Source organism: Kitasatospora sp. NPDC029367 (genome assembly GCF_055569135.1).
The window spans coordinates 110,773-133,942 of sequence record NZ_JBVHYH010000003.1; the positions used below are offsets into that span (position 1 = coordinate 110,773).

Below are 23,170 nucleotides of genomic sequence, written 5' to 3' on the forward strand. Positions count from 1 at the left end.
GCCCGCGGCCTGAGGCCCGACCCTTGGCACGGGGGTCGGGAGGCCGTCAGGCCCCGTCCGGGCGAGCGCCGCCCAGCACCGCCCGCAGCCGTTCGGCCCGTTCCGCCCGCGGCCCCTCCAGCGCGAGCAGCCCCGCCAGCACCTCCGCCGTCTGCGGATCGTGCAGCGCCGTCGCCGCCGCCATCGCCGTGAACTGGTCCACCAGCCAGTCCCGCAGCCCCTCCACCGGCAGCGCGCGCCCCTCGTCCAGCCAGCTCAGCGACGCGCCCTCGACGACCGCGATCCAGGAGCGCACCAGCAGGGTCAGCCGCGGCCCGGCCTCCCGCACCCCCAGGTGCCGCAGGGTCCGCCGGAGCGCCGCCCGCCGGACGTCGTCCACGATGGCCGTGGTCCGGGCCGTCTCCACCACCGAACCGCCGCGCAGCAGCGCCGAGTAGCCCGCGTCGTGCTCGGCCACGAAGGCGAAGTAGCCGTCCAGCGCCGCGGCCAGCTGCTCGGAGGGCCGCCCGGCCGACGGGACGGCGAACCGCCCGGTCAGCTCGTCCGCCGCGGTGCGCAGCGCGGCCTCGTACAACTGCTGCTTGCCGCCCGCGAAGTAGCGGTAGACCAGCGGCCGGGAGGCGCCGGCGGCCTCGGCGACGTCGTCCAGGCTGACCTCCTCGGGCGGCCGGGCGGCGAACAGCTCCAGGGCGACCGCGATCAGCTGCTCGCGCCGCTGTTCGACCGGCAGCCGCCGGTAGCCGGCGCGGCGCGGGCGTGGTCCGGGGGCGGCCGGGTCGGTTGCCGAGGTGGGGCGGGCTTCCATGGCCGTCAGCGTAATGGGCGTGGTACCGATCGGGGCCTGTCGCGCACCGGATCTCTCCGAACGGGCGTTTGCCTCGCTCACGCTGGGTCAGACCGTGGACCCCAGCCCGTCAACGGTCGATGACGGAGGCTTGCAATCGGCCCGGGCACCGCCATGATGTCCGAATGGTTGAAGAACTGATCACCACCGGCGGCGACACTCCCCGCCGCATCGCCGACGGTTACGTCCAGGCCCTGGCCGACCTCGACCCGCTGACCGCCGTCTACCTCGGCCTCAACCCCGAGGACGACCGGCTGCCCGACCTCTCCCCGGAGGGCGCCGAGCGGATCGCCGACCTCGCCCGCCGCACCCTGGCCCGGCTGGACGAGGCCGAGCGGGCCGGAGCCGCCGACGACGAGGCCGAGCGCCGCTGCGCCCGCCTGCTGCGCGAGCGGCTGACCGCCGAACTCGCCGTGCACGACGCCGGGGAGGACTACCGCGCGGTGCGCAACCTGGGCTCCCCGGTGCACAACACGCGGGAGGCCTTCACGCTGATGGCCACCGGCACCGAGGCCGAGTGGCAGCTGATCGGCCGCCGGCTGGCCCGCGTCCCGCTGGCGCTGGAGCAGTACCGGCGGACGCTGGCCGAGGGCATCGAGCGCGGTCTGCTGTCCGGCCCGCGCCAGGTCGAGACGGTGGTCGGCCAGTTCGGCGAGTGGCTGGCCGGGGACGTCCCGGGCGGCTGGTTCGGCGAGTTCGTCCAGGACGCCCCGGAGAGCGTGCGGGCCGAGCTGTCCGTGCACGCGGTGGCCGCCGCCGAGGCGCTGGCCGCGCTGCGCGACTGGCTGCGCGACGTGTACGGCCCGGCCGCCGCCGACGCCCCGGACACCGCCGGGCGGGAGCGCTACGCCCGCTGGGTGCGCTACTGGACGGGCGCGGACCTGGACCTGGACGAGGCGTACGCGTGGGCCTGGAGCGAGTTCCACGACCTGCTCGCGCAGATGGAGGCCGAGGCCGAGAAGGTCCGCCCGGGCGTCGGCCCGATGGCGGCGATGAAGTGGCTGGAGACGGACGGCCCGGCGATCGAGGGCGCCGAGGCGGCCCGGGAGTACCTCCAGGGCCTGATGGACCAGGCCATCCGGGACCTCCAGGGCACCCACTTCGACCTGGCCGAGCCGGTCACCCGGGTCGAGTCGCGGATCGCCCCGCCCGGCAGCGCCGCCGCCCCGTACTACACCCAGCCCGCCCTGGACTTCAGCCGCCCCGGCCGGACCTGGCTGCCGGTCCTCGGCGAGGAGCGCTTCCCGGTCTGGGACCTGGTGTCGACCTGGTACCACGAGGGCGTCCCCGGCCACCACCTCCAGCTCGCGCAGTGGGTGTACGTCGCCGACCGGCTCTCCAGCTACCAGGTGAGCCTCGGCGGGGTGAGCGCCAACCTGGAGGGCTGGGCGCTGTACGCCGAGCGCCTGATGGACGAGCTCGGCTACCTCACCGACCCGGGCCACCGGCTGGGCTTCCTCAACGCCCAGATGATGCGGGCGCTGCGGGTCATCGTCGACATCGGCATGCACGTCGGCCTGGACTTCCCGGCGGACTCCCCGTACCGGCCGGGCGAGCCGGTGAGCCCGGAGCACGGGCGGGAGTTCTTCGGCCGCTACTGCGGCCTGTCCGCGGACTTCCTGGACAGCGAGCTGGTCCGCTACCTGGGCATGCCCGGCCAGGCGATCGGCTACAAGCTGGGCGAGCGCGCCTGGCTGCGGGGCCGGGCGGCGGCGCGGGCGGCGCACGAGGCGCGCGGCGAGGAGTTCGACCTCAAGGCCTGGCACATGGCGGCGCTCTCCCAGGGCTCGCTGGGGCTGGACGACCTGGTCGAGGAGCTCTCGGCGCTCTGAGCGGCGCTCTGAGTGGGGCTCCGAGCGGGGCTCCCGCCACGCTGGGCGGAGCTCCCGGCACGCTGAGGCGCGCGGCGGGGACCAGGGCCCCGGGACTCGGTCAGAAGTCCCGGGACCCTGGTCCTTTTGTCCGACAAAGGTCGATTTTGTCAGGTTTTTCCTTGCCATTCCCCGATGTCGGCGTTTGGCTGGAAGGCGACTGCGTGACCTCTCCGTACCCCCTCCGGAAGGCTCGACCAGTGTCTGCTCAACCCGCCGCCATCGGTCATGGGACCGCCGACAGTCGCCGCTGGTGGGCGCTGACGGTCATCGCCATCGCCCAGCTCATGATCGTCCTCGACATCACCATCGTGAACATCGCGCTGCCGTCGGCCCAACGGGACCTGGGTATCTCCGACGCGGACCGGCAGTGGGTGATCACCGCCTACACCCTCGCCTTCGGCGGCCTGCTGCTGCTCGGCGGCCGGCTGGGCGACCTCTTCGGCCGCAAGCGCGTCTTCATCCTCGGCCTGCTGGGCTTCGCCCTCGCCTCCGCCCTCGGCGGCGCGGCGGTCGACCCGGCCATGCTGTTCGGCGCCCGCGCCCTCCAGGGCGCGTTCGGCGCCCTGCTCGCCCCCTCCGCGCTGGGGCTGCTCTCCACCACCTTCTCCGATCCGAAGGAACGCAGTACGGCCTTCGGCATCTTCGGGGCGATCGCCGGTGGCGGCGCCGCGATCGGCTTCATCGCCGGCGGGCTGCTCACCGAGTACCTGGACTGGCGCTGGTGCCTGTTCGTGAACGCCCCGATCGCCGCGGTGACCGCCTTCGCGGCATTCCGGGTGCTCAACCGCGACCACGTCGAGAAGGGGCGCCGGATCAAGCTGGACCTGCCCGGGGCGCTGCTCGGCTGCGGCGGCCTGCTGGCCATCGTGTTCGGCACCTCCGAGGCCGTCACCCGGGGCTGGAGCGACGGACTGGTGATCGGCTCGCTGCTGCTGGGCCTGGCCCTGCTGGCCGTGTTCGTGCTGGTCGAGAGGCGTTCCGCGCACCCGCTGCTGCCGATCCACATCGTGGCCGAGCGCAACCGCGGCGGCGGTGCCCTCTCGGTGGGCCTGGCCATGGTCGGCATGTTCGGCCTGTTCCTGTTCCTCACCTACTACATGCAGGCGATCAAGCACTTCTCGCCGGTGGTCTCGGGCGTCTCCTTCCTGCCCATGACGGCGGCCATCATTCTGAGCTCGACCGGGGTGGCGGCGCGGCTGATGACCAGGGTGCCGTCCCGGAACCTGATCACCCCCGGGCTGCTGCTGGCCGCGGGCGGCATGGCCTGGCTGACCCAGATGAAGGTGGACAGCCCGTGGGCCGCCATGGTGCTGCCCTCGGTGCTGCTGATCGGCTTCGGCATGGGCCTGGTGTTCATGCCGGCGATGAGCCTGGCCACCCTCGGGGTCGCCCCGCACGAGGCCGGCGCGGCCTCGGCGACCATCAACTCGGCGCAGCAGGTGGGCGGTTCGCTCGGTACGGCGCTGCTGAACACGATCGCCGCCAGTGCCACCGCGACCTACCTGGCCACCCGGATCACCAGCGATCCGCTGGTGCGGGCCCAGGGCGCGGTGCACGGCTACGTGGTCGCCACCTGGGTCGCGATGGGCGTGCTGCTGCTGGCCGCACTGGTCGCCTTCCTGATGATCGACCACCGGCCGTCGCCCGCCGAGGCGACCGCCGTCCCGGGCGGCGCGCAGGCGCCGGCCGCCGCGCAGGCGGCCGTGGACGGCCGGCCGAGTCCGCGGGCCGCGGCCATGGCCGACGTGAAGGCCAACGTGAAGCCGGCCGCGGAGGTCCGCGCGGAGGCGGGGCGGGACCGGCCACCGGCCGACTGACCCGCGACGGCGCACCGCAACCCCGGCGCCCCCGCGCTCCCCGGGCCACCCGCCCGGGGAGCGCGGGGGCGCCGCCGTGCCGCGACATCCACCGGCTTCGACCTCCACCGCCTTCATCGCGGAGCCCGTTCCGGTTACGCTCCTGCTCCGGTGGGCGCTTTCTCATCGAGCTCCAAGCCGACGGTAACGAGCCTTCCAGGCTGAGGCGCCATAGTCATTGACCGAACGAGGCGCCACCGACCAGGGCAGGGGAGTCAGGGAATGGGCCAGCACAGCCGCGCGAGGTCACGCCGTCACCGTCTGCTCGCCCCTTCGCTGTTCACCGCGCTGTCCGCCCTCCTGGTGGCCGGCGTGGTCGCCGGGACGCACGGGTTCGGCCTGTCGGACGCGACGGCCGCCGGGAAGGTGGCCCGCAGCACCCGGGCCGTCGTGCCCGCCCCGACCACCGCCAGCGCGGCGCCGGCCTCGCCGGGCCCGGCCGCTGACACCACCCCGAGCGCGACCCCGACCCCGACGGACACCCCCACCCCGACGGACACCCCGACGCCGACCGCCACGGACACTCCGTCGCCGACCGCGTCCGCCGCACCCGACGTGCGCAGCGTCGCGCTCGGGCGGACGGCCGCCGCCCCCGCCGACGACCGGGAGTCCTCCACCGTCGGCGCCCTGTTCAGCGGTCCGGTCGGGCCCGGCAACCACTTCTGCTCCGCCAGCGTGCTGCACAGCGCCACCGGCAACCTGCTGCTGACCGCCGCGCACTGCGTCAGCAGCGCCGGCGGCGTGACCTTCGCCCCCGGCTACCGCGACGGCTCCGCGCCGTACGGCACCTGGCAGGTGACCGCGGTCCACACCGCCGACGGCTGGGCCCAGAACGGCGACGTGGACGAGGACTTCGCGATCCTGGAGACCGCCCCCAACAACGGCCGCAACGTCGAGGACGTGGTCGGCGGCAACAAGCTCGGCACCGACGAGTCCTTCGGCGCCACCGTCCGCCTCTACGGCTACCCGGCCGACGCCGAGACGCCCAGCCTCTGCACCAACACCACCGCCCAGCACAGCGCCTACCAGCGGGTGATCGACTGCCCGTCCTACCCGGCCGGCACCAGCGGCGGCCCCTGGATCAACACCGCGACCGGGGACGTGGTCGGCGCGATCGGCGGCTACCAGCAGGGCGGCGAGAGCGACGACACCTCGTACAGCGCCTACTTCGACCACACCATCGCGGCCCTGTACACCCAGGTCGAGGGCAGCGCCCCCTGACCCGACGGGTCCGGGCCCGTCCCCCCGGGGCCCGGGCCCGTCGGCACCCCTCCCGGGGCAGCCGTGCCCGGACATGACGAAGGCCCAGATCCGTGGACCAACTCCACTGATCTGGGCCTCGACTGCACTTCCTGCGAAGTGCCCCCGGTAGGATTCGAACCTACGCACCCGCCTCCGGAGGGCGGTGCTCTATCCCCTGAGCTACGGGGGCCGGTTGGCCTGTCGGTCACTCGCGCGTTCCGACGGGATGAACACTACCAGGCTTCCGGCGGGGTCCGTGCACGGGTTTCCGGAAAGATCGTCGGGGTGCCGCCGGCCGCCCGACGGGCGGAAGTGTCCAAAGGCCGGACGGGGCGACGGGGCCGCCGATACCCTCGGTGAGGTGTCGGGAGTGTCCGGGCGGGTCCTCGTGGTGGACGACAGCGAGGTGATCCGCCAGCTGATCAGGGTCAACCTGGAGCTCGAGGGCTTCGAGGTGGTGACCGCCGCCGACGGCGCCGAGTGCCTGGAGGTCATCCGCCGGGTGAAGCCCGACGTGGTGACGCTGGACGTGGTGATGCCGCGGCTGGACGGCCTGCGGACGGCGGCCCGGCTGCGCGCGACCCCGGACACCAGCGGGCTGCCGATCGCGATCGTGAGCGCCTGCACCCCGGCGGACCTCGACCTGGGGGAGGCGGTCGGGGTGGACGGCTACCTCGGCAAGCCCTTCGACCCCGCCGATCTGGTGGCCCTGGTCCGCCGGCTGATGCGGGCCGCGGAACGGTCCGGCGGGTTTCGCCCTGAGCGAACAGAGCGTACGGATCACGGCTGACACCCCAGGGGGCGCCGTCCCGCGCCGTCTCAACCGGCAAACCGAGTGGCGGGCGGGCACCCCGTCTCGCCTACGCTTGGCGTCGTGACCCCCGCAGACCTTTCCCAGGCAATCCAGGCCGCAGTGAGCTCCGCCGTCGAGGCGGGCGAACTGGCCGTCGCCGTGCCCGAGCACGTGACGGTCGAGCGGCCCAAGAACCGGGACCACGGCGACTACGCGACGAACGTGGCCCTCCAGCTCGCCAAGGCGGCCGGCAAGCCGCCGCGAGCCGTTGCCGAGGCCCTGGCCGAGCGCCTGCGAGGGATCACCGGCGTCGCCAAGGTCGACATCGCCGGTCCGGGCTTCCTGAACATCACCCTGGACACCGCCACCGCCGGTGCGCTCGCCCGCACCATCGTCGAGGCGGGCGAGGCGTACGGCCGCAGCGAGGCGCTCAAGGGCCTCAAGATCAACCTGGAGTTCGTCTCCGCCAACCCGACCGGCCCGATCCACATCGGCGGCGTCCGCTGGGCCGCCGTCGGCGACTCGCTGGCGCGGGTGCTGCGGGCCTCCGGCGCCGACGTCACCACCGAGTACTACCTCAACGACGCCGGCGTGCAGATCAGCAAGTTCGCCGCCTCGCTGCAGGCCGCCGCGAACGGCCGCGAGGTCCCCGAGGGCGGCTACGTCGGCGAGTACATCGTCGACATCGCCAAGGCGCTCACCGACGCGATCCCGGGCGTGCTCGACCTGCCCGAGGCCGAGCAGCTGGAGGTCTTCCGCACCGAGGGCCTCAAGCTCATGGTGGCCGAGATCAAGCGCTCGATGGACGAGTTCGGCACCCACTTCGACGTCTGGTTCTCGGAGAAGACGCTGCACGACTCGGGCGCCGTCGAGAAGGCCATCGAGCGGCTGCGCGAGCAGGGCCACGTCTTCGAGCAGGACGGCGCGGTCTTCCTGCGCACCACCGACTTCGGCGACGACAAGGACCGCGTCCTGATCAAGGCCGACGGCGACAAGACCTACTTCGCCGCCGACGCCGCGTACTACCTGTCCAAGCGGGACCGCGGCGCCGAGGTCGCGCTCTACATGCTGGGCGCCGACCACCACGGCTACGTCAACCGCCTCAAGGCCATCGCGGCCTGCGCGGGCGACGACATGGGCCACAACATCGAGGTGAAGATCGGCCAGTTCGTGAAGATGCTTCGCGACGGCGAAGAGGTCCGCATGTCCAAGCGGGCCGGCAACATCATCACGATCGACGACGTGGTCGAGTGGATCGGCGTCGACGCCGCCCGCTACACCCTGGCGCGCTCCTCCACGGACTCGACGATCACGCTGGACATCAACATCCTGACCAGCCAGACCAACGAGAACCGGGTCTACTACGTCCAGTACGCCCACTCGCGGATGTGCGCGGTCCAGCGCAACGCCGACGACCAGGGCATCACGCGCGGTGCGGCCGAGGACTTCAAACCGGAGCTGCTGGCCACCGAGTGGGAGTCCGACCTGCTCGGCCACCTCGGCGAGTTCCCGCGCGTGCTGGCCGCGGCCGGCGAGCTGCGCGAGCCGCACCGGGTCGCCGTGTACCTGGAGGACCTGGCCGCCAAGTACCACCGCTTCTACGACAACTGCCGCATCCTGCCCCGGGGCGACGAGGAGGTCACCGACCTCACGCGCGCCCGCCTCTGGCTGGCCGACGCCACGCGCACGGTCATCGCCAACGGCCTCACGCTCCTGGGCGTGACGGCGCCCGAGCGGATGTAGGCACCACCCCCAAGCGCTCAGCGGGGGGCGGCTGACGGTCAACGGGGACCGTCGCCGCCCCTCGCCATAGGTCTCGAAGGAACCCGGACATGAGTCGTTCCGCACACCCCGCAGGCCCCCGGCACGGTGACGTCCTGCCCGAGGGCCACTACCAGGCCCCGCCGGCCGACCTCAACGCGCTCGACCCCAAGGTCTGGTCGCGCACCGTCGCCCGCGACGCCGAGGGCGTGGCCACCGTCGGCGGGATCGACGTCAAGCGGCTGGCGGCCGAGTTCGGCACCCCGGCCTACGTGCTGGACGAGGAGGACTTCCGCAGCCGGGCCCGCGCCTGGCGGGACGCCTTCGGCACCGACGCGGACGTCTACTACGCCGGCAAGGCCTTCCTCTCCAAGGCGGTCGTGCGCTGGCTGCACGAGGAGGGCCTCAACCTCGACGTGTGCAGCGTCGGCGAGTTGGCGGTGGCGCTGGCCGCCGGGATGCCGCCGGAGCGGATCGCGCTGCACGGCAACAACAAGTCGGTGGACGAGCTGGAACACGCCGTGAAGACCGGCGTCGGGCACATCGTGGTCGACTCCTACGAGGAGATCGAGCGGCTGGCCGCGATCGCCGCCCGCCAGGGCGTGCGCCAGCAGGTGCTGATCCGGATCACCGTCGGCGTCGAGGCGCACACCCACGAGTTCATCGCCACCGCGCACGAGGACCAGAAGTTCGGCCTGTCCCTCAACGGGGGAGCGGCCGCCGAGGCGGTGCGCCGGGTGCTCGGCCACGACAGCCTGGAGCTGCGCGGCATCCACTCGCACATCGGCTCGCAGATCTTCGACATGGCGGGCTTCGAGGTCGCCGCCCGCCGGGTGGTCGGCCTGCTGGCCGGGATCCGCGACGAGCACGGCGTCGAGCTGCCCGAGATCGACCTCGGCGGCGGCCTGGGCATCGCCTACACCAGCGAGGACGACCCGCGCGAGCCGGCCGAGATCGCCGCCGCGCTGGCCGAGATCGTCCGCCGCGAGTGCGCCGCCGCGAACCTGAACGCCCCCCGGCTGAGCGTGGAGCCGGGCCGGGCGATCGTCGGCCCGACCGCGTTCACGCTGTACCAGGTCGGCACCGTCAAGCCGCTGGAGGGCCTGCGCACCTACGTCAGCGTGGACGGCGGGATGTCCGACAACATCCGCACCGCGCTGTACGACGCCGAGTACTCGGTGGCCCTGGTGTCGCGCACCAGCGAGGCCGAGCCGATGCTGGTGCGGGTGGTCGGCAAGCACTGCGAGTCCGGCGACATCGTCGTCCGGGACGCCTTCCTGCCGTCCGACCTGGCCCCGGGCGACCTGATCGCGGTGCCCGCCACCGGCGCCTACTGCCGCTCGATGGCGAGCAACTACAACCACGCCCTCAGGCCGCCGGTGCTCGCCGTCAAGGACGGCGCGGCCCGGGTGATCGTCCGGCGCGAGACGGAGGAGGATCTCCTGCGGCTGGATATCGGATGACGAAATTCTCGTCTCAGATCATGGAACGACCGTAGATCCGTGCGGAAAGTCCCCGAGACTGGTACGGACCGAAGTCTCCGGCGGCCCCTGAAAACCGCCGGAAATACCGAAGCACGAAGAATGCAGAGCGGAGTCGGATGATGCGTACGCGCCCGCTGAAGGTGGCGTTGCTGGGTTGTGGTGTGGTGGGCTCCGAGGTGGCGCGCATCATGACGACGACGGCCGACGACCTCGCCGCTCGCATCGGTGCCCCGGTCGAGCTCGCCGGGATCGCGGTCCGCCGGGCCGGCCGGGTGCGCCCCGGGGTGCCCGAGCACCTGATCACCACCGACGCCGAGGCCCTGGTCACCCGGGGCGACATCGACGTCGTGGTCGAGGTGGTGGGCGGCATCGAGCCGTCCAAATCGCTGATCCTGTCGGCCTTCGAGCAGGGCGCCTCGGTGGTCAGCGCCAACAAGGCGCTGCTCGCCAAGGACGGCACCGAGCTGCACGAGGCGGCCGCCGCGGCCGGCGTGGACCTGTACTACGAGGCCGCGGTGGCGGGCGCGATCCCGCTGCTGCGCCCGCTGCGCGAGTCCCTCGCGGGGGACAAGGTCAACCGGGTGCTGGGCATCGTCAACGGCACCACCAACTTCATCCTCGACAAGATGGACACCACCGGCGCCGGCTACTCGGAGGCGCTGGAGGAGGCCACCGCGCTCGGCTACGCCGAGGCGGACCCGACGGCCGACGTCGAGGGCTTCGACGCCGCCGCCAAGGCCGCCATCCTGGCCGGGATCGCCTTCCACACCGAGGTCACCGCGGCGGACGTCTACCGCGAGGGCATCACCGAGGTCACCGCCGCCGACATCGCCTCCGCCAAGGCGATGGGCTGCGTGGTCAAGCTGCTGGCGATCTGCGAGCGGGCCGCCGACGGCGAGTCCGTCACCGCGCGGGTCCACCCCGCGATGATCCCGCTCTCGCACCCGCTGGCGTCCGTCCGCGAGGCGTACAACGCGGTGTTCGTCGAGGCCGAGGCGGCCGGCCGGCTGATGTTCTACGGCCCGGGCGCGGGCGGCTCGCCGACCGCCTCCGCGGTGCTCGGCGACCTGGTCGCGGTCTGCCGCAACAAGCTGGCCGGGGCCACCGGTCCCGGTGACTCCGTGTACACGCAGCTGCCCGCCAAGCCGATGGACGAGGTGGTCACCCGCTACCACGTCAGCCTGGACGTGGACGACCGGGCGGGTGTGCTCGCCCAGGTCGCGTCCGTCTTCGCCGAGCACGGCGTCTCCATCGACACCGTGCGCCAGCAGGGCCGCGACGGCGACGCCTCGCTCGTCGTGGTCACCCACCGTGCCACCGACGCCGCGCTGTCGGCGACGGTCGACAAGCTCCGCGCGCTGGACAGCGTGCGGGACGTGGCCAGCATCATGCGGGTCGAAGGGGAATAAGGAACCAGCCATGAACGCCGTTGCCGAGAACGTCGTCCGAGGCGCGCACACCCACCAGTGGCGCGGCCTGATCGAGGAGTACCGGGACCGCCTGCCGGTCACCGCGGCCACCCCGGTGGTCACCCTGCTGGAGGGCGGCACGCCCCTGGTACCGGCCCAGGTGCTCTCCGAGCGCACCGGCTGCGAGGTCTACCTCAAGGTCGAGGGCGCCAACCCGACCGGTTCCTTCAAGGACCGCGGGATGACGATGGCCATCTCCAAGGCCAAGGAGGAGGGCGCCCAGGCCGTCATCTGCGCCTCCACCGGCAACACCTCGGCCTCCGCCGCCGCCTACGCGGTGCGGGCCGGGATGGTCTGCGCCGTGCTCGTCCCCCAGGGCAAGATCGCCCTGGGCAAGATGGGCCAGGCGCTGGTGCACGGCGCGAAGATCCTCCAGGTCGACGGGAACTTCGACGACTGCCTGACGCTCGCCCGCGAACTGTCCGAGAAGTACCCGGTGGCGCTGGTCAACTCGGTGAACCCGGTGCGGATCGAGGGCCAGAAGACGGCGGCCTTCGAGATCGTCGACATGCTCGGCGACGCCCCGGACATCCACGTCCTGCCGGTCGGCAACGCGGGCAACATCACGGCCTACTGGAAGGGCTACCGGGAGTACGCCGCCGACGGGATGGCCGCCCGCACCCCGCGGATGTGGGGCTTCCAGGCCGCCGGCTCGGCCCCGATCGTGGACGGCGCGCCCGTCCTCAAGCCGCAGACCATCGCCACCGCGATCCGGATCGGCAACCCGGCCTCCTGGGACTTCGCGCTCGCCGCGCGGGACGAGTCCGGCGGCCTCATCGACAAGGTGACGGACCGTCAGATCCTCGCCGCCTACCGGCTGTTGGCCGCACAGGAGGGCGTCTTCGTGGAGCCCGCCTCGGCCGCCTCGGTGGCCGGCCTGCTGGCCAAGGCGGAGGCCGGACTGGTCGACCCGGGCCAGCGGATCGTCTGCACGGTGACCGGCAACGGCCTCAAGGACCCGGACTGGGCGGTGGCCGGTGCGCCGCAGCCGCAGGTCGTCCCGGTCGACCCGGAGGCCGCGGCCCGGCGGCTCGGACTGCTGGACTGACGGCGGGGCCTGACACTGCGACGGGCCGACCCTTTCGGGGGTCGGCCCGTCGAAGTTCTCCGGTGACACTTTTGTGTCAATTCCGCGGCGCATTCCGATCCGATTCCACCCCGTTCCCTGACCGCAGGGGGTGCGCATTCCGGCCAGAACCGGCAACACACCAGATCGAAGGCCCACGGGGTGTACCACTGGGGAACCTCTCTTCGATACTCTGGGTCCGGCCGTGTGGCACATGCCCCGGGCCCGTCCTGGTACGGGCCGCGCCGACGACAGCGACCGCCAGGCCCGAGGGGCCCGCGGCCCTTTCCCCACCTCGCACCGACGACGCGCTCCGCGCCGCCCGATTTCCCCAGGAGAGTCCACCGCATGGCCGGTCCTGCGTTCCGTGCCGCCGCCGTCCGGGTCCGGGTTCCCGCGACCAGCGCCAACCTCGGCCCTGGCTTCGACGCCTTCGGGCTCGCCCTGGGTCTGTACGACGACGTCGTCGTCCGGGTCTCCGACTCCGGCCTCTCCGTCGACATCGCCGGTGAGGGCGCGCAGACGCTGCCGCGGGACGAGCGCCACCTGCTGGTCCGCTCGATGCGGGCCGCCTTCGACCGGCTCGGCGGCCAGCCGCGCGGCCTCGAAGTGGTCTGTGCCAACCGGATACCGCACGGCCGCGGCCTGGGCTCCTCCTCGGCCGCCATCTGCGCCGGCATCGTGGCCGCCCGCGCCGTCACCATCGGCGGCCCGTCCGCGCTGGACGACGACGCGCTGCTGGCCCTCGCCTCCGAGCTGGAGGGCCACCCGGACAACGTCGCGGCCTGCCTGCGCGGCAACTTCACCATCGCCTGGACCGACGAGGAGTCGGCCAAGGCGGTCGCCCTGGAGCCCTCCGGGCAGGTCGTCCCGGTGGTGTTCGTGCCGGCCGGCGAGGTGCTCACCGAAACCGCCCGCGGCCTGCTGCCGAAGACCGTCCCGCTGGCCGACGCCGCCGTCAACGCGGGCCGCTCCGCGCTGCTGGTGGAGGCCCTGACCAGGCGCCCCGAACTGCTCCTCGCCGCCACCGAGGACCGGCTGCACCAGGACTACCGCGCCTCCGCCATGCCGGACAGCGCCGCGCTGGTCGGCGCGCTGCGCGCGGAGGGCGTCCCCGCGGTCATCTCCGGGGCCGGCCCGACGGTGCTGGCGCTCACCGACGAGGCGGGCGTCGACAAGGTGCTCTCCTTCGCCGGGCACCACGGCCACGGCGGCGATCCGGCGTTCGCCGCGCACCGGCTCGAGGTCGACCGCACCGGGGCCACCGTGCTCCCGCTGGGCGTCTGAGCTGCCGGTTCGGCCCGGCGTGGAGCCGGGCCGTCCGGACACGATTGGCAAGCTCGAGGTCGGGGAATGTCTGAGGGGGTCGGTAGTGTTAACCTCATTGCTGCACCAGGTGCCCTCCGGGGCTAGGTGCGCCGCGTCCCGATCCCAGCGTTCCACTGCCGTGGAACCGCCGCGATGTCCGGGGCGACGATTCTCCGGGAGCCCACCGCAGCGCGTACGCAGCCTGCCTGCGCGACAAGCGGTCGCATCCCGAAGCCGTGACGGCACCTGACTCCCACCCGCGGTCTCCCACCTAGAGGCCAGGACGGGCGGAGCGCGGGCCACCGTCACGCGACGGGGGCCCGGGATTCGCAGGCAGCGTGGGCGCAACGCCCTCTGGGGAGGTCGACCCACGACCGGCCCACGCGCCACCTCAGCACCACCGTGCTTCACGCACCGCACCTCGCAGCTCTCCCTCGACGGGCTCCCGCCATTCGAGGGATCACCGCCTCGGACCGACGCAGTCGAGCGTTGGTCAGGACAGCACAACCGGTCGCCGAGCCAGACAGGCCGACGTCCGCTCCAGGGAAGGACCCTTAGTGAGCGACTCCACCGATCTGATGGGCGCGCGCCCGGACGCCGAAGCGTCGGACGCGACCGCCGCCCCCGCTGCCCCGGCCCGCCGCCGCCGCAGTGCCGCCGCGGGCCTGGACGGAATGGTCCTCGCCGAGCTGCAGAAGCTCGCCGCGGACCTGGGCATCACCGGTACCGGACGCATGCGCAAGAGCCAGCTGATCGAGACCATCAAGGAGAAGAGCGGCGGGGACCCGCTGCTCGCCGCCGGTGGCGCCCCGGCCGCCAAGCGCACCGCCGCCAAGGCGGACGCCGAGGCCCCGGCCGAGAAGCCGGCCCGCCGCACCAAGGCCGCCGCCGCCGCTGCCGCGGCCCCGGCCGCCGAGCCGCAGGCCCAGATCGAGATCCCGGTCCAGGCCGCCGCCGAGACCGCCGCGCCGGCCCGTGCCGAGCGCACCCGCCGCCGCGCCACCTCGGCCGCCGGCGCCCCGACCGCGCCCGTCGCGGCCGCGGAGACCGTCGCCGAGGCCGCCACCGTCGCGGTGGCCGAGCCCAAGCAGGCCGACCGTCCGGCCGAGACCCGCGCCTTCGAAGGCCGCGAGGAGGGTCGCGAGACCCGTCGCGACCGCCGCGAGCGCCGTGACCGCCGGGACGGCGGCGAGCGCACGGAGCGCACCGAGCGCCAGGACGCCGGCGAGGCCCAGGCCGGGCAGGACGCCGACGGCCGCGAGTCGCGTCGCGACCGCCGCAACCGCCGCGAGCGCACCGACCGCCAGGGCCAGCAGGGCCAGCAGCAGGGCCAGGGCGACGGCCAGCAGCGCCGCGAGGGCGGCCAGGGCCAGCAGGCCCAGCAGCCGCAGGCCCAGCAGGGCGGCTACGACGACGACGAGTTCGGCGAGGGCCGTCGCGGCCGTCGCGGCCGTTACCGCGACCGTCGGGGCCGTCGTGGCCGCGAGGGCTTCGAGGCCGGTCCGGTCGAGACCCAGATCGGCGAGGACGACGTCCTGATCCCGGTCGCGGGCATCCTCGACATCCTGGACAACTACGCCTTCGTGCGCACCTCCGGCTACCTGCCGGGCCAGAACGACGTCTACGTCTCGCTCGCCCAGGTCCGCAAGAACGGCCTGCGCAAGGGTGACGCCATCACCGGCGCCGTGCGCCAGCCGCGCGAGGGCGAGCGCCGCGAGAAGTTCAACGCCATGGTGCGGCTGGACTCCGTCAACGGCATGGACCCGGAGACCGGCCGCGGCCGCCCCGAGTTCAACAAGCTCACCCCGCTGTACCCGCAGGAGCGGCTGCGCCTGGAGACCGACCCGGGCGTGCTGACCACCCGGATCATCGACCTGGTGTCGCCGATCGGCAAGGGCCAGCGCGGTCTGATCGTCGCGCCGCCGAAGACCGGCAAGACCATGGTGCTCCAGGCGGTCGCCAACGCGATCACCCACAACAACCCCGAGTGCCACCTGATGGTCGTCCTGGTCGACGAGCGTCCGGAAGAGGTCACCGACATGCAGCGGTCGGTCAAGGGCGAGGTCATCTCCTCGACCTTCGACCGCCCGGCCGAGGACCACACCACCGTCGCCGAGCTGGCCATCGAGCGCGCCAAGCGCCTGGTCGAGCTGGGCCACGACGTGGTCATCCTGCTGGACTCGATCACCCGCCTGGGCCGCGCCTACAACCTGGCGGCGCCGGCCTCCGGCCGCATCCTGTCCGGTGGTGTCGACTCGACCGCGCTGTACCCGCCGAAGAAGTTCTTCGGTGCCGCGCGCAACATCGAGAACGGCGGCTCGCTGACCATCCTGGCCACCGCGCTGGTCGAGACCGGCTCGCGGATGGACGAGGTGATCTTCGAGGAGTTCAAGGGCACCGGCAACATGGAGCTCAAGCTCGACCGGAAGCTCTCGGACAAGCGCATCTTCCCGGCCGTCGACGTGGACGCCTCCAGCACCCGCAAGGAGGAGATCCTGCTCGGCAGCGAGGAGCTGGCCATCGTCTGGAAGCTGCGCCGGGTGCTGCACGCGCTCGACTCGCAGCAGGCGATCGAGCTGCTCCTGGACAAGATGAAGCAGACCAAGAGCAACGCCGAGTTCCTGATGCAGATCGCCAAGACCACCCCCGGCTCGGGCGACTGACCGTAGTCGGACCGGCTGCACAGCACGGAACCCCGGATCGCGCGAGCGGTCCGGGGTTCCGTGCGTCCGTGGCCGCTTTGTTCCAGAGTTGGGACAGCTTGGGACTATTTGATCTTCTTGTCCGATTTACTCTGGACCGTATGGCCGAGCACAAGAGGGTCCCGAGTCGCCGCCGCAAGGTCCTGCGGTGGTCCGCCTGCGCGGTCGCCGCGCTCGTCGTCGCCGGCGGCGGTGCGGGGGCGTACGCGTACCTGAAGCTCAACGGCAACATCAAGAGCGTCGACATCGACTCCCGGCTCGGCGACGCCCGGCCCCCGGCCGCCACCGACGGCTCCTTCAACATCCTGGTGCTGGGCTCCGACTCGCGGGTCGGCGAGAACGGCGACCTGGCCGGCGGGGACACCGGCGACTCCGCCCGCTCCGACACCGCGATGGTGGTCCACGTCTACCAGGACCACTCCAGGGCCTCGGTCGTCTCGATCCCGCGCGACACCCTGGTCGACCGCCCGCAGTGCACCGACGGCGCCGGCAAGGCCGTCCCGGCGGCCAAGCGCGCGATGTACAACAGCGCCTTCGAGGCGGGCGGCGCGGCCTGCGCCGTCAAGACCACCGAGCAGCTCACCGGGCTGCGGATGGACCACTACCTCCAGGTGGACTTCGCCGGCTTCGCCCGGGTCGTGGACGCGATAGGCGGGGCCACCGTGACCACCACGGTGGCCATCCACGACAAGGACAGCGGGCTCGACCTGCCCGCGGGCCAGCACCACCTGGACGGGCAGCAGGCGCTGGCCTTCGTGCGCACCCGGCACGGCGTCGGCGACGGCAGCGACCTCGGCCGGATCGAGCTGCAGAAGCAGATGGTCAAGTCGCTGCTCCAGCAGGCCGGCGGGCTCGGGCTGTTCTCCAACCCGGTCAAGCTGTGGTCGATCGGCGACACCATGACCAAGAGCGTCACCACCGACTCCGCGCTCGGCTCGGTGAACTCCCTGGTCGGGCTGGTGCAGGAGCTCAAGGGGATCGGGCCGGACCAGCTGAGCATGGTCACCCTGCCGGTGGTGACCGCGCCCAGCGACCCCAACCGGGTGGTCGAGCAGCAGCCGCAGGCCGGGAGCCTCTGGGCGGCGCTCAGGGCCGACCAGCCCCTCCCGCAGGCGGTGGTCTCGGCCCAGCCGGAGAACCCCGCCCAGGCGGCCCCCACGGCCCCGGCGACGGGCGCCGCCGGGCAGTCCGTGAAGCCCACCGCGAAGCCGTCCGTGAAGCCCACCGCGAAGGCCTCCGCGGCCCGCTGAGCCGTCGGCCCGACGTCCCCCGGAATAAGCCGCGGCGGGACCCGGTTTGGGAAGATGCGGCCGGTCCTGGCAGACTGGTCCGTCGGTCCCGGTTCACGTGCGGCATTCCCAGCCGCCGACCCGGTGCCCTCCCGAAAACTAGGAGAACCCCTTGAAGTCCAACGTTCACCCGGAGTACGTGGTCACCCGCGTGACCTGCACCTGCGGCGCCGAGTTCACCACCCGCTCGACCGAGACCAGTGGCGAGATCCGCGCCGAGGTCTGCTCGCAGTGCCACCCGTTCTACACCGGCAAGCAGAAGATCCTCGACACCGGTGGCCGCGTGGCCCGCTTCGAGGCCCGCTTCGGCAAGCAGCACAGCGCGAAGGCCTAGCGCTCCCTCGGCGCCGGTTCCCGGTGCCCCCTACTCGTTGTCGGGGGCGCAGGGGACCGGCGCCGTTCGCGTCCCAGCGCGAACCGCGCAGCTCCGCCCCGTTCCGCACCCCCCGCACGTTCCGAGTCCCCGGGAAGAAGGCCACCCCATGTTCGAGGCAGTCGAAGAGCTCCTCGTCGAGCACGCCGACCTCGAGACGAGGCTGGCCGACCCGTCGGTCCACGCGGACCAGAACAACGCCCGCAAGCTGGCCAAGCGGTACGCCGAGCTGACCCCGATCACCCGGGTCTACCGGCAGTGGCGGCAGGCCGGCGAGGACATCGAGGCCGCGCGCGAACTCGCCGCCGAGGACCCGGATTTCATCTCCGAGGTGAAGGACTCCGAGGCGCGCCGCGACGAGCTGACCGAGGAACTGCGGCTGCTGCTCGTCCCGCGCGACCCGAGCGACGACAAGGACGTCATCCTTGAGATCAAGGCGGGCGAGGGCGGCGAGGAGTCCGCGCTGTTCGCCGGCGACCTGCTCCGGATGTACCTGCGCTACGCCGAACGGATCGGCTGGAAGACCGAGATCATCGACTCCAACGAGTCCGACCTCGGCGGCTACAAGGACGTCTCGGTGGCCGTGAAGACCAAGGGCAGCGCCGAGCCCGGCCAGGGCGTCTGGGCCCGGTTGAAGTACGAGGGCGGCGTGCACCGCGTGCAGCGCGTCCCCGCCACCGAGTCGCAGGGCCGCATCCACACCTCCGCGGCGGGCGTGCTGGTCACCCCCGAGGCGGAGGAGGTCGAGGTCGAGATCGTCGCCAACGACCTGCGGATCGACGTCTACCGCTCCTCCGGCCCCGGCGGCCAGTCGGTCAACACCACCGACTCGGCGGTCCGGATCACCCACCTGCCGACCGGTATCGTGGCGTCCTGCCAGAACGAGAAGAGCCAGCTGCAGAACAAGGAGCAGGCGATGCGCATCCTGCGTTCGCGGCTGCTGGCCGCCGCGCAGGAGGAGGCCGAGCGGGAGGCCTCGGACGCGCGTCGCAGCCAGGTCCGCACGGTGGACCGCTCCGAGCGGATCCGGACGTACAACTACCCGGAGAACCGCATCTCGGACCACCGCACGGGCTTCAAGGCGTACAACCTGGACCAGGTCCTGGACGGCGACCTGAACGCCGTGATCCAGTCCTGCGTCGACAAGGACGCGGCGGCCAAGCTCGCCGCGGCCCAAGAGAACTGAGACCGGCGCGCCCCAGCCCGACGCAAGACCGAAGCCGGAGCGCAGAAACATGAGGTCGTACGGATGAACCTGCTGCTCGCCGAGGTGGCCCAGGCCACCCAGCGGTTGGCCGCGGCCGGCGTGCCGTCGCCGCGCTTCGACGCGGAGGAACTTGCCGCCTACGTCCACAACGTCAAGCGCAGCCAGCTGCACACCGTGCAGGACGCCGACTTCGACGCCCGCTACTGGGAGGCGGTCTCGCGCCGCGAGGCCCGCGAGCCGCTGCAGCACATCACCGGGCGGGCGTTCTTCCGCTACCTCGAACTGGCGGTCGGCCCCGGGGTGTTCGTGCCCCGGCCGGAGACCGAGACGGTCGTCGAGTGGGCGATAGACGCGGTGCGCGACATGGACGTCGCCGAGCCGCTGGTGGTCGACCTGTGCTCCGGCTCGGGCGCCATCGCGCTCGCCCTGGCCCAGGAGCTGCCGCGCTCCACCGTGCACGCCTTCGAGCTGGACGCGGGGGCGCTGGAGTACACCCGGCGCAACATCGAGGCCAGCCCGGACCGGGCCAGGGTCACCCTGCACGCCGGTGACGCCACCAAGGCCTTCGAGGACGACCGCTCCTGGGACGGCCGCTTCGACCTGGTGATCTCCAACCCGCCGTACATCCCGCTCACCGAGTGGGAGTACGTCGCGCCGGAGGCCCGCGACCACGACCCGCAGATGTCCCTGTTCTCCGGCGAGGACGGCCTGGACACCATCCGCGGCATCGAGCGGGTGGCCGCCCGGCTGCTCCGCCCGGGCGGCGCGGTGGTGATCGAGCACGCCGACCAGCAGGGCGGCCAGGTGCCGTGGATCTTCAACGAGGAACGCGGTTGGACGGACACGGCCGACCACCGCGACCTGAACAACCGGCCCCGTTTCACGACCGCCCGGAGGGTCGGGTCGTGAACATCGAGCACCGCACGACGGCCCGCAGGGTCGGGTCGTGAACGTCGAGCACCGCACGACCGGCCGCGGGGCCGGGTCGTGAACACCGCCGTGAACGTCATGAGCCTTTCCGGAAGGGGACCGCACCGATGAGCCGCCGCTACGACTGTGCCGACGCCGGGGACCGCGCCACCGGCCTGCGCGAGGCCGCATCGGCCATCCGCCGCGGCGAACTCGTCGTGCTGCCCACCGACACCCTGTACGGGGTCGGTGCGGACGCCTTCTCCCCGGAGGCCGTCGGCGAGCTGCTGGCCGCCAAGGGCCGCGGCCGCAACATGCCCTCGCCCGTCCTGGTCGGCTCGCCGACCACCCTGCACGGCCTGGTCACCGACTTCTCCGAGCAGGCCTGGGAGCTGGTCGACGCGTTCTGGCCCGGCGGGCTCACCCTGGTCGCCAAGCACCAGCCCTCGCTGCGCTGGGACCTCGGCGAGACCCGCGGCACCGTCGCGGTCCGGATGCCGCTGCACCCGGTCGCCATCGAGCTGCTGAACAGCACCGGCCCGCTCGCCGTCTCCAGCGCCAACAAGACCGGCGGCCCGTCCCCGGCGACCTGTGACGAGGCGCAGGCCCAGCTGGGCGACGCGATCTCGGTCTACCTGGACGGCGGCACCGCCGACCACGCCACCGCCTCGTCCATCGTCGACGTCACCGGCAAGGTGCCCGTGCTCCTGCGGGCCGGGGCGATCAGCATCGAGCAGCTGAGGGAGGTCGTCCCCGACCTGGAGGCCGGAAGTTGACACCCACCGCCTCGCTCCATGACGGGCCCGGCATAGCGCCGTACCTGAGCGTGGGTCCCAGGCCGCTGGACCACTTCCGGATCCTGTTCGTCTGTACGGGGAACATCTGCCGCTCGCCGATCGCCGAGCGGCTCACCCGGCGTGAGCTGGACACCCGGCTCAGCCCCCGGGTGGCCGGGCGGATCCTGGTGGAGAGCGCCGGCACCTGGGGCCACGTGGGCGCGCCGATGGAGGACCACGCGGCGACCGTGCTCGACGAGTACGGCGCCGACAGCGGTGGCTTCACCGGCCGGGAACTGCTGGACGAGCACGTGGTCGAGGCCGACCTGGTGCTGACCGCGACCCTGGACCACCGCGCCCAGGTGATCTCGATGGGCCACGAGGCGGGCCTGCGCACCTTCACGATGAAGGAGTTCACCCGGCTGGTCCGGACGATCGACCCGGGCACCCTGCCCGACCCGCGCCGCGGCGCCGACGTCACCGAGCGGGCCCGCGCCCTGGTGCGGGCCGCCGCCGCGCTGCGCGGCTGGCTGCTGGCCGCGACCCCGGAGTCCGACGAGGTGGACGACCCGTACGGCGCTCCGATCGGCATGTTCCGCAACTGCGGCGAGGAGATATTCCACGCGGTCGACCCGGTGGTCACCGCGCTGACGGGCGTGCCCGCGCCGCGCTGACGCCTGCCCGCGCCGCGCTGACGGCCGAACGGCCCCTTCTCGGCGGGCCGGACGGGGGCGACCGTCCTACGCTGGGGGCACCGTCCCTGCCGCGCCCGGGAGCCCTGCCATGACCGTCACCGATGCCGCGACCGGCCCGACCGCGACGACGGGGCGCCCGTGGGCGTCCGAGGCGCTGCACCGGGCGGATCCGCAGATCGCCGACCTGCTGGCCGCCGAGTCCGAGCGGCGCGCCGAAACGATCCAGCTGCTGGCGGGGGAGAACCTGACCACGCCCGCCGTGCTGGCGGCGCTGACCGGGCCGCTGATCGACAAGTACGCCGAGGGCTACCCCGGCCGCCGGCACCACACCGGCTGCGCGCTGGCGGACGCCGCGGAGCTGCTGGCGATCGACCGGGCGCGCGAGCTGTTCGCCGCGCCGCACGCCAACGTTCAGCCCCGGTCGGCGACTTCGGCGATGCTCGCGGCCTACGCGGCGCTGCTGCGGCCCGGTGACGGGGTGCTGGCGATGTCGCTGGAGCACGGTGGCCACCTCAGCTGCGGCTCGCGGGCCAACTTCTCCGGCCGCTGGTTCGAGTTCACCGGCTACGGCGTGCGCGAGGACGACGGCCTGATCGACCTGGACCAGGTGCGCGAGCTGGCCCGGCGGCACCGCCCGAAGGCCGTGGTGGCGGGTTCGATCTCCTACCCCCGGCACCCGGACTGGGCGGCCTTCCGGGAGATCGCCGACGAGGTGGACGCCTATCTGATCGCCTCCGTCGCGCAGACCACCGGCCTGATCGCGGCCGGTGTGGCGCCCTCCCCGGTGCCGTACGCGGACGTCACGGTGGCCGCCACCCACAAGCTGCTGCGCGGCCCGCGCGGCGGTCTGCTGCTGTCCACCGCGGAGCTGGCCGAGCGGATCGACCGGGCGGTGTTCCCGTTCAGCCAGGGCGGCGCGGCGATGAACGAGGTGGCCGGCAAGGCGGTGGCCCTCGCGGAGGCCGGGACGCCCGCCTACCGGGCGTACGCGCAGCGGACGGTGTCCGGGGCGCAGGCGCTCGCCAGGGGGCTCGCAGAGGCCGGAATGCGCCCTCTGACGGGCGGTACCGACACCCACCTGGTGACCGCCGACGTCAGCCCGCTCGGCGTGACCGGTGCGGAGGCCGAACGGCGCTGCGCGGCGGCCGGGTTGCTGCTCGGCAAGTGCGCGCTGCCGTACGACCCGGCGCCGCCCGCCGACGCCTCCGGGATCAGGCTGGGCACGGGCACCGTGACCAGCCAGGGGATGGGGGAGGCGGAGCTGGCCGGGATCGCCGGTTTGATCGGCCGGCTGCTCGCCGGGGAGGCCCCCGGGCCGGTCGCGGCGCAGGTCCGGGAGCTGGCGGCGGCCTTCGCGGGGCGGGCCTGAGGCCCGGGCGGCCGCGGGGATTCGGATCTCCTACCCGGGAGAGCGAACCGCGATGCACGTCCCGGGCGTCCGACTCAATAAGGTGTGTGCCGTGGCGACGCACCTCGAACCCCGGGAAGGCAGGGGAGTACCTTCGGTACCTCCCCGTTCGAC

At 73.0% G+C, this 23,170-nt stretch carries 18 protein-coding genes and 1 tRNA gene; 17 read left to right on the top strand and 2 right to left on the bottom strand.

From position 1 onward, the window contains the following. Positions 1 to 46: 46 nt before the first annotated feature. Complete coding sequence (locus tag ACZ4W5_RS03720; RefSeq protein WP_360233567.1) at positions 47 to 805, bottom strand: TetR/AcrR family transcriptional regulator; 759 nt, start codon at positions 803 to 805, stop codon at positions 47 to 49. A 164-nt stretch (positions 806 to 969) separates the two neighbouring features. Between ACZ4W5_RS03720 and ACZ4W5_RS03725 the strand changes: the two genes are divergently transcribed. The 3 genes from ACZ4W5_RS03725 (at position 970) to ACZ4W5_RS03735 (ending at position 5,795) form a co-directional block, all read left to right on the top strand. Further along, on the top strand, positions 970 to 2,676 hold the full coding sequence (locus ACZ4W5_RS03725) for a DUF885 domain-containing protein (protein ID WP_465652568.1): 1,707 nt from the start codon (positions 970 to 972) through the stop codon (positions 2,674 to 2,676). A 239-nt stretch (positions 2,677 to 2,915) separates the two neighbouring features. Beyond that, positions 2,916 to 4,535: an MFS transporter gene (locus ACZ4W5_RS03730; RefSeq protein ID WP_465652570.1), complete on the top strand. Its 1,620-nt coding sequence runs from the start codon at positions 2,916 to 2,918 to the stop codon at positions 4,533 to 4,535. 261 nt (positions 4,536 to 4,796) lie between these two features. Next, positions 4,797 to 5,795, top strand: a complete 999-nt coding sequence (locus ACZ4W5_RS03735) for a trypsin-like serine peptidase (RefSeq protein WP_360233576.1) — start codon at positions 4,797 to 4,799, stop codon at positions 5,793 to 5,795. 139 nt (positions 5,796 to 5,934) lie between these two features. On the opposite strand, the gene ACZ4W5_RS03740 is transcribed toward ACZ4W5_RS03735, so the two are convergent. Beyond that, a tRNA-Arg gene (locus tag ACZ4W5_RS03740) sits at positions 5,935 to 6,006 on the bottom strand. A gap of 180 nt (positions 6,007 to 6,186) precedes the next feature. On the opposite strand from ACZ4W5_RS03740, the gene ACZ4W5_RS03745 reads away from it, so the two are divergent. From ACZ4W5_RS03745 to ACZ4W5_RS03810, 14 genes are all read left to right on the top strand, one after another. Continuing rightward, positions 6,187 to 6,606, top strand: a complete 420-nt coding sequence (locus tag ACZ4W5_RS03745) for a response regulator (protein WP_360233707.1) — start codon at positions 6,187 to 6,189, stop codon at positions 6,604 to 6,606. A gap of 84 nt (positions 6,607 to 6,690) precedes the next feature. Then, positions 6,691 to 8,352, top strand: coding sequence for an arginine--tRNA ligase (gene argS / locus ACZ4W5_RS03750; protein WP_465652572.1), 1,662 nt, complete (start codon positions 6,691 to 6,693; stop codon positions 8,350 to 8,352). 89 nt (positions 8,353 to 8,441) lie between these two features. Further along, positions 8,442 to 9,833 carry a diaminopimelate decarboxylase gene (gene lysA, locus ACZ4W5_RS03755; protein ID WP_465652574.1) on the top strand — a complete coding sequence of 464 codons (1,392 nt, stop codon included), beginning with the start codon at positions 8,442 to 8,444 and terminating at the stop codon, positions 9,831 to 9,833. Between the two features lie 137 nt (positions 9,834 to 9,970). Continuing rightward, positions 9,971 to 11,263, top strand: a complete 1,293-nt coding sequence (locus tag ACZ4W5_RS03760; RefSeq protein ID WP_360233585.1) for a homoserine dehydrogenase — start codon at positions 9,971 to 9,973, stop codon at positions 11,261 to 11,263. 10 nt (positions 11,264 to 11,273) lie between these two features. After that, complete coding sequence (gene thrC, locus ACZ4W5_RS03765) at positions 11,274 to 12,371, top strand: threonine synthase (protein WP_402481193.1); 1,098 nt, start codon at positions 11,274 to 11,276, stop codon at positions 12,369 to 12,371. A 366-nt stretch (positions 12,372 to 12,737) separates the two neighbouring features. Continuing rightward, on the top strand, positions 12,738 to 13,676 hold the full coding sequence (thrB, locus tag ACZ4W5_RS03770; protein WP_360233591.1) for a homoserine kinase: 939 nt from the start codon (positions 12,738 to 12,740) through the stop codon (positions 13,674 to 13,676). Between the two features lie 578 nt (positions 13,677 to 14,254). Beyond that, positions 14,255 to 16,360 carry a transcription termination factor Rho gene (gene rho, locus ACZ4W5_RS03775; RefSeq protein WP_360233594.1) on the top strand — a complete coding sequence of 702 codons (2,106 nt, stop codon included), beginning with the start codon at positions 14,255 to 14,257 and terminating at the stop codon, positions 16,358 to 16,360. A 140-nt stretch (positions 16,361 to 16,500) separates the two neighbouring features. After that, on the top strand, positions 16,501 to 17,649 hold the full coding sequence (locus ACZ4W5_RS03780; protein WP_360233597.1) for an LCP family protein: 1,149 nt from the start codon (positions 16,501 to 16,503) through the stop codon (positions 17,647 to 17,649). Positions 17,650 to 17,800: 151 nt separating this feature from the next. Beyond that, entirely contained in the window at positions 17,801 to 18,022 is a 222-nt protein-coding gene (rpmE, locus tag ACZ4W5_RS03785) for a 50S ribosomal protein L31 (RefSeq protein ID WP_030235761.1), read from the top strand. A 148-nt stretch (positions 18,023 to 18,170) separates the two neighbouring features. Further along, on the top strand, positions 18,171 to 19,247 hold the full coding sequence (gene prfA, locus ACZ4W5_RS03790) for a peptide chain release factor 1 (protein WP_360233600.1): 1,077 nt from the start codon (positions 18,171 to 18,173) through the stop codon (positions 19,245 to 19,247). Positions 19,248 to 19,310: 63 nt separating this feature from the next. Continuing rightward, complete coding sequence (gene prmC, locus ACZ4W5_RS03795; RefSeq protein ID WP_360233602.1) at positions 19,311 to 20,177, top strand: peptide chain release factor N(5)-glutamine methyltransferase; 867 nt, start codon at positions 19,311 to 19,313, stop codon at positions 20,175 to 20,177. Between the two features lie 128 nt (positions 20,178 to 20,305). Then, on the top strand, positions 20,306 to 20,953 hold the full coding sequence (locus ACZ4W5_RS03800) for an L-threonylcarbamoyladenylate synthase (protein ID WP_360233605.1): 648 nt from the start codon (positions 20,306 to 20,308) through the stop codon (positions 20,951 to 20,953). A 32-nt stretch (positions 20,954 to 20,985) separates the two neighbouring features. After that, positions 20,986 to 21,627 (top strand): arsenate reductase/protein-tyrosine-phosphatase family protein, encoded by a 642-nt coding sequence (locus tag ACZ4W5_RS03805; protein ID WP_360233710.1) that lies wholly within the window; start codon positions 20,986 to 20,988, stop codon positions 21,625 to 21,627. 109 nt (positions 21,628 to 21,736) lie between these two features. Further along, on the top strand, positions 21,737 to 23,017 hold the full coding sequence (locus ACZ4W5_RS03810; RefSeq protein ID WP_465652580.1) for a serine hydroxymethyltransferase: 1,281 nt from the start codon (positions 21,737 to 21,739) through the stop codon (positions 23,015 to 23,017). Positions 23,018 to 23,170 lie beyond the last annotated feature (153 nt).

What these genes read in the sequence shown, in the direction of transcription:
- ACZ4W5_RS03720 (WP_360233567.1), bottom strand. Translation starts at nt 805, where the DNA reads ATGGAAGCCCGCCCCACCTCGGCAACCGACCCGGCCGCCCCCGGACCA.
- ACZ4W5_RS03725 (WP_465652568.1), top strand. Translation starts at nt 970, where the DNA reads ATGGTTGAAGAACTGATCACCACCGGCGGCGACACTCCCCGCCGCATC.
- ACZ4W5_RS03735 (WP_360233576.1), top strand. Translation starts at nt 4,797, where the DNA reads ATGGGCCAGCACAGCCGCGCGAGGTCACGCCGTCACCGTCTGCTCGCC.
- lysA (WP_465652574.1), top strand. Translation starts at nt 8,442, where the DNA reads ATGAGTCGTTCCGCACACCCCGCAGGCCCCCGGCACGGTGACGTCCTG.
- ACZ4W5_RS03760 (WP_360233585.1), top strand. Translation starts at nt 9,971, where the DNA reads ATGATGCGTACGCGCCCGCTGAAGGTGGCGTTGCTGGGTTGTGGTGTG.
- thrC (WP_402481193.1), top strand. Translation starts at nt 11,274, where the DNA reads ATGAACGCCGTTGCCGAGAACGTCGTCCGAGGCGCGCACACCCACCAG.
- thrB (WP_360233591.1), top strand. Translation starts at nt 12,738, where the DNA reads ATGGCCGGTCCTGCGTTCCGTGCCGCCGCCGTCCGGGTCCGGGTTCCC.
- ACZ4W5_RS03780 (WP_360233597.1), top strand. Translation starts at nt 16,501, where the DNA reads ATGGCCGAGCACAAGAGGGTCCCGAGTCGCCGCCGCAAGGTCCTGCGG.
- prfA (WP_360233600.1), top strand. Translation starts at nt 18,171, where the DNA reads ATGTTCGAGGCAGTCGAAGAGCTCCTCGTCGAGCACGCCGACCTCGAG.
- prmC (WP_360233602.1), top strand. Translation starts at nt 19,311, where the DNA reads ATGAACCTGCTGCTCGCCGAGGTGGCCCAGGCCACCCAGCGGTTGGCC.
- ACZ4W5_RS03800 (WP_360233605.1), top strand. Translation starts at nt 20,306, where the DNA reads ATGAGCCGCCGCTACGACTGTGCCGACGCCGGGGACCGCGCCACCGGC.
- ACZ4W5_RS03810 (WP_465652580.1), top strand. Translation starts at nt 21,737, where the DNA reads ATGACCGTCACCGATGCCGCGACCGGCCCGACCGCGACGACGGGGCGC.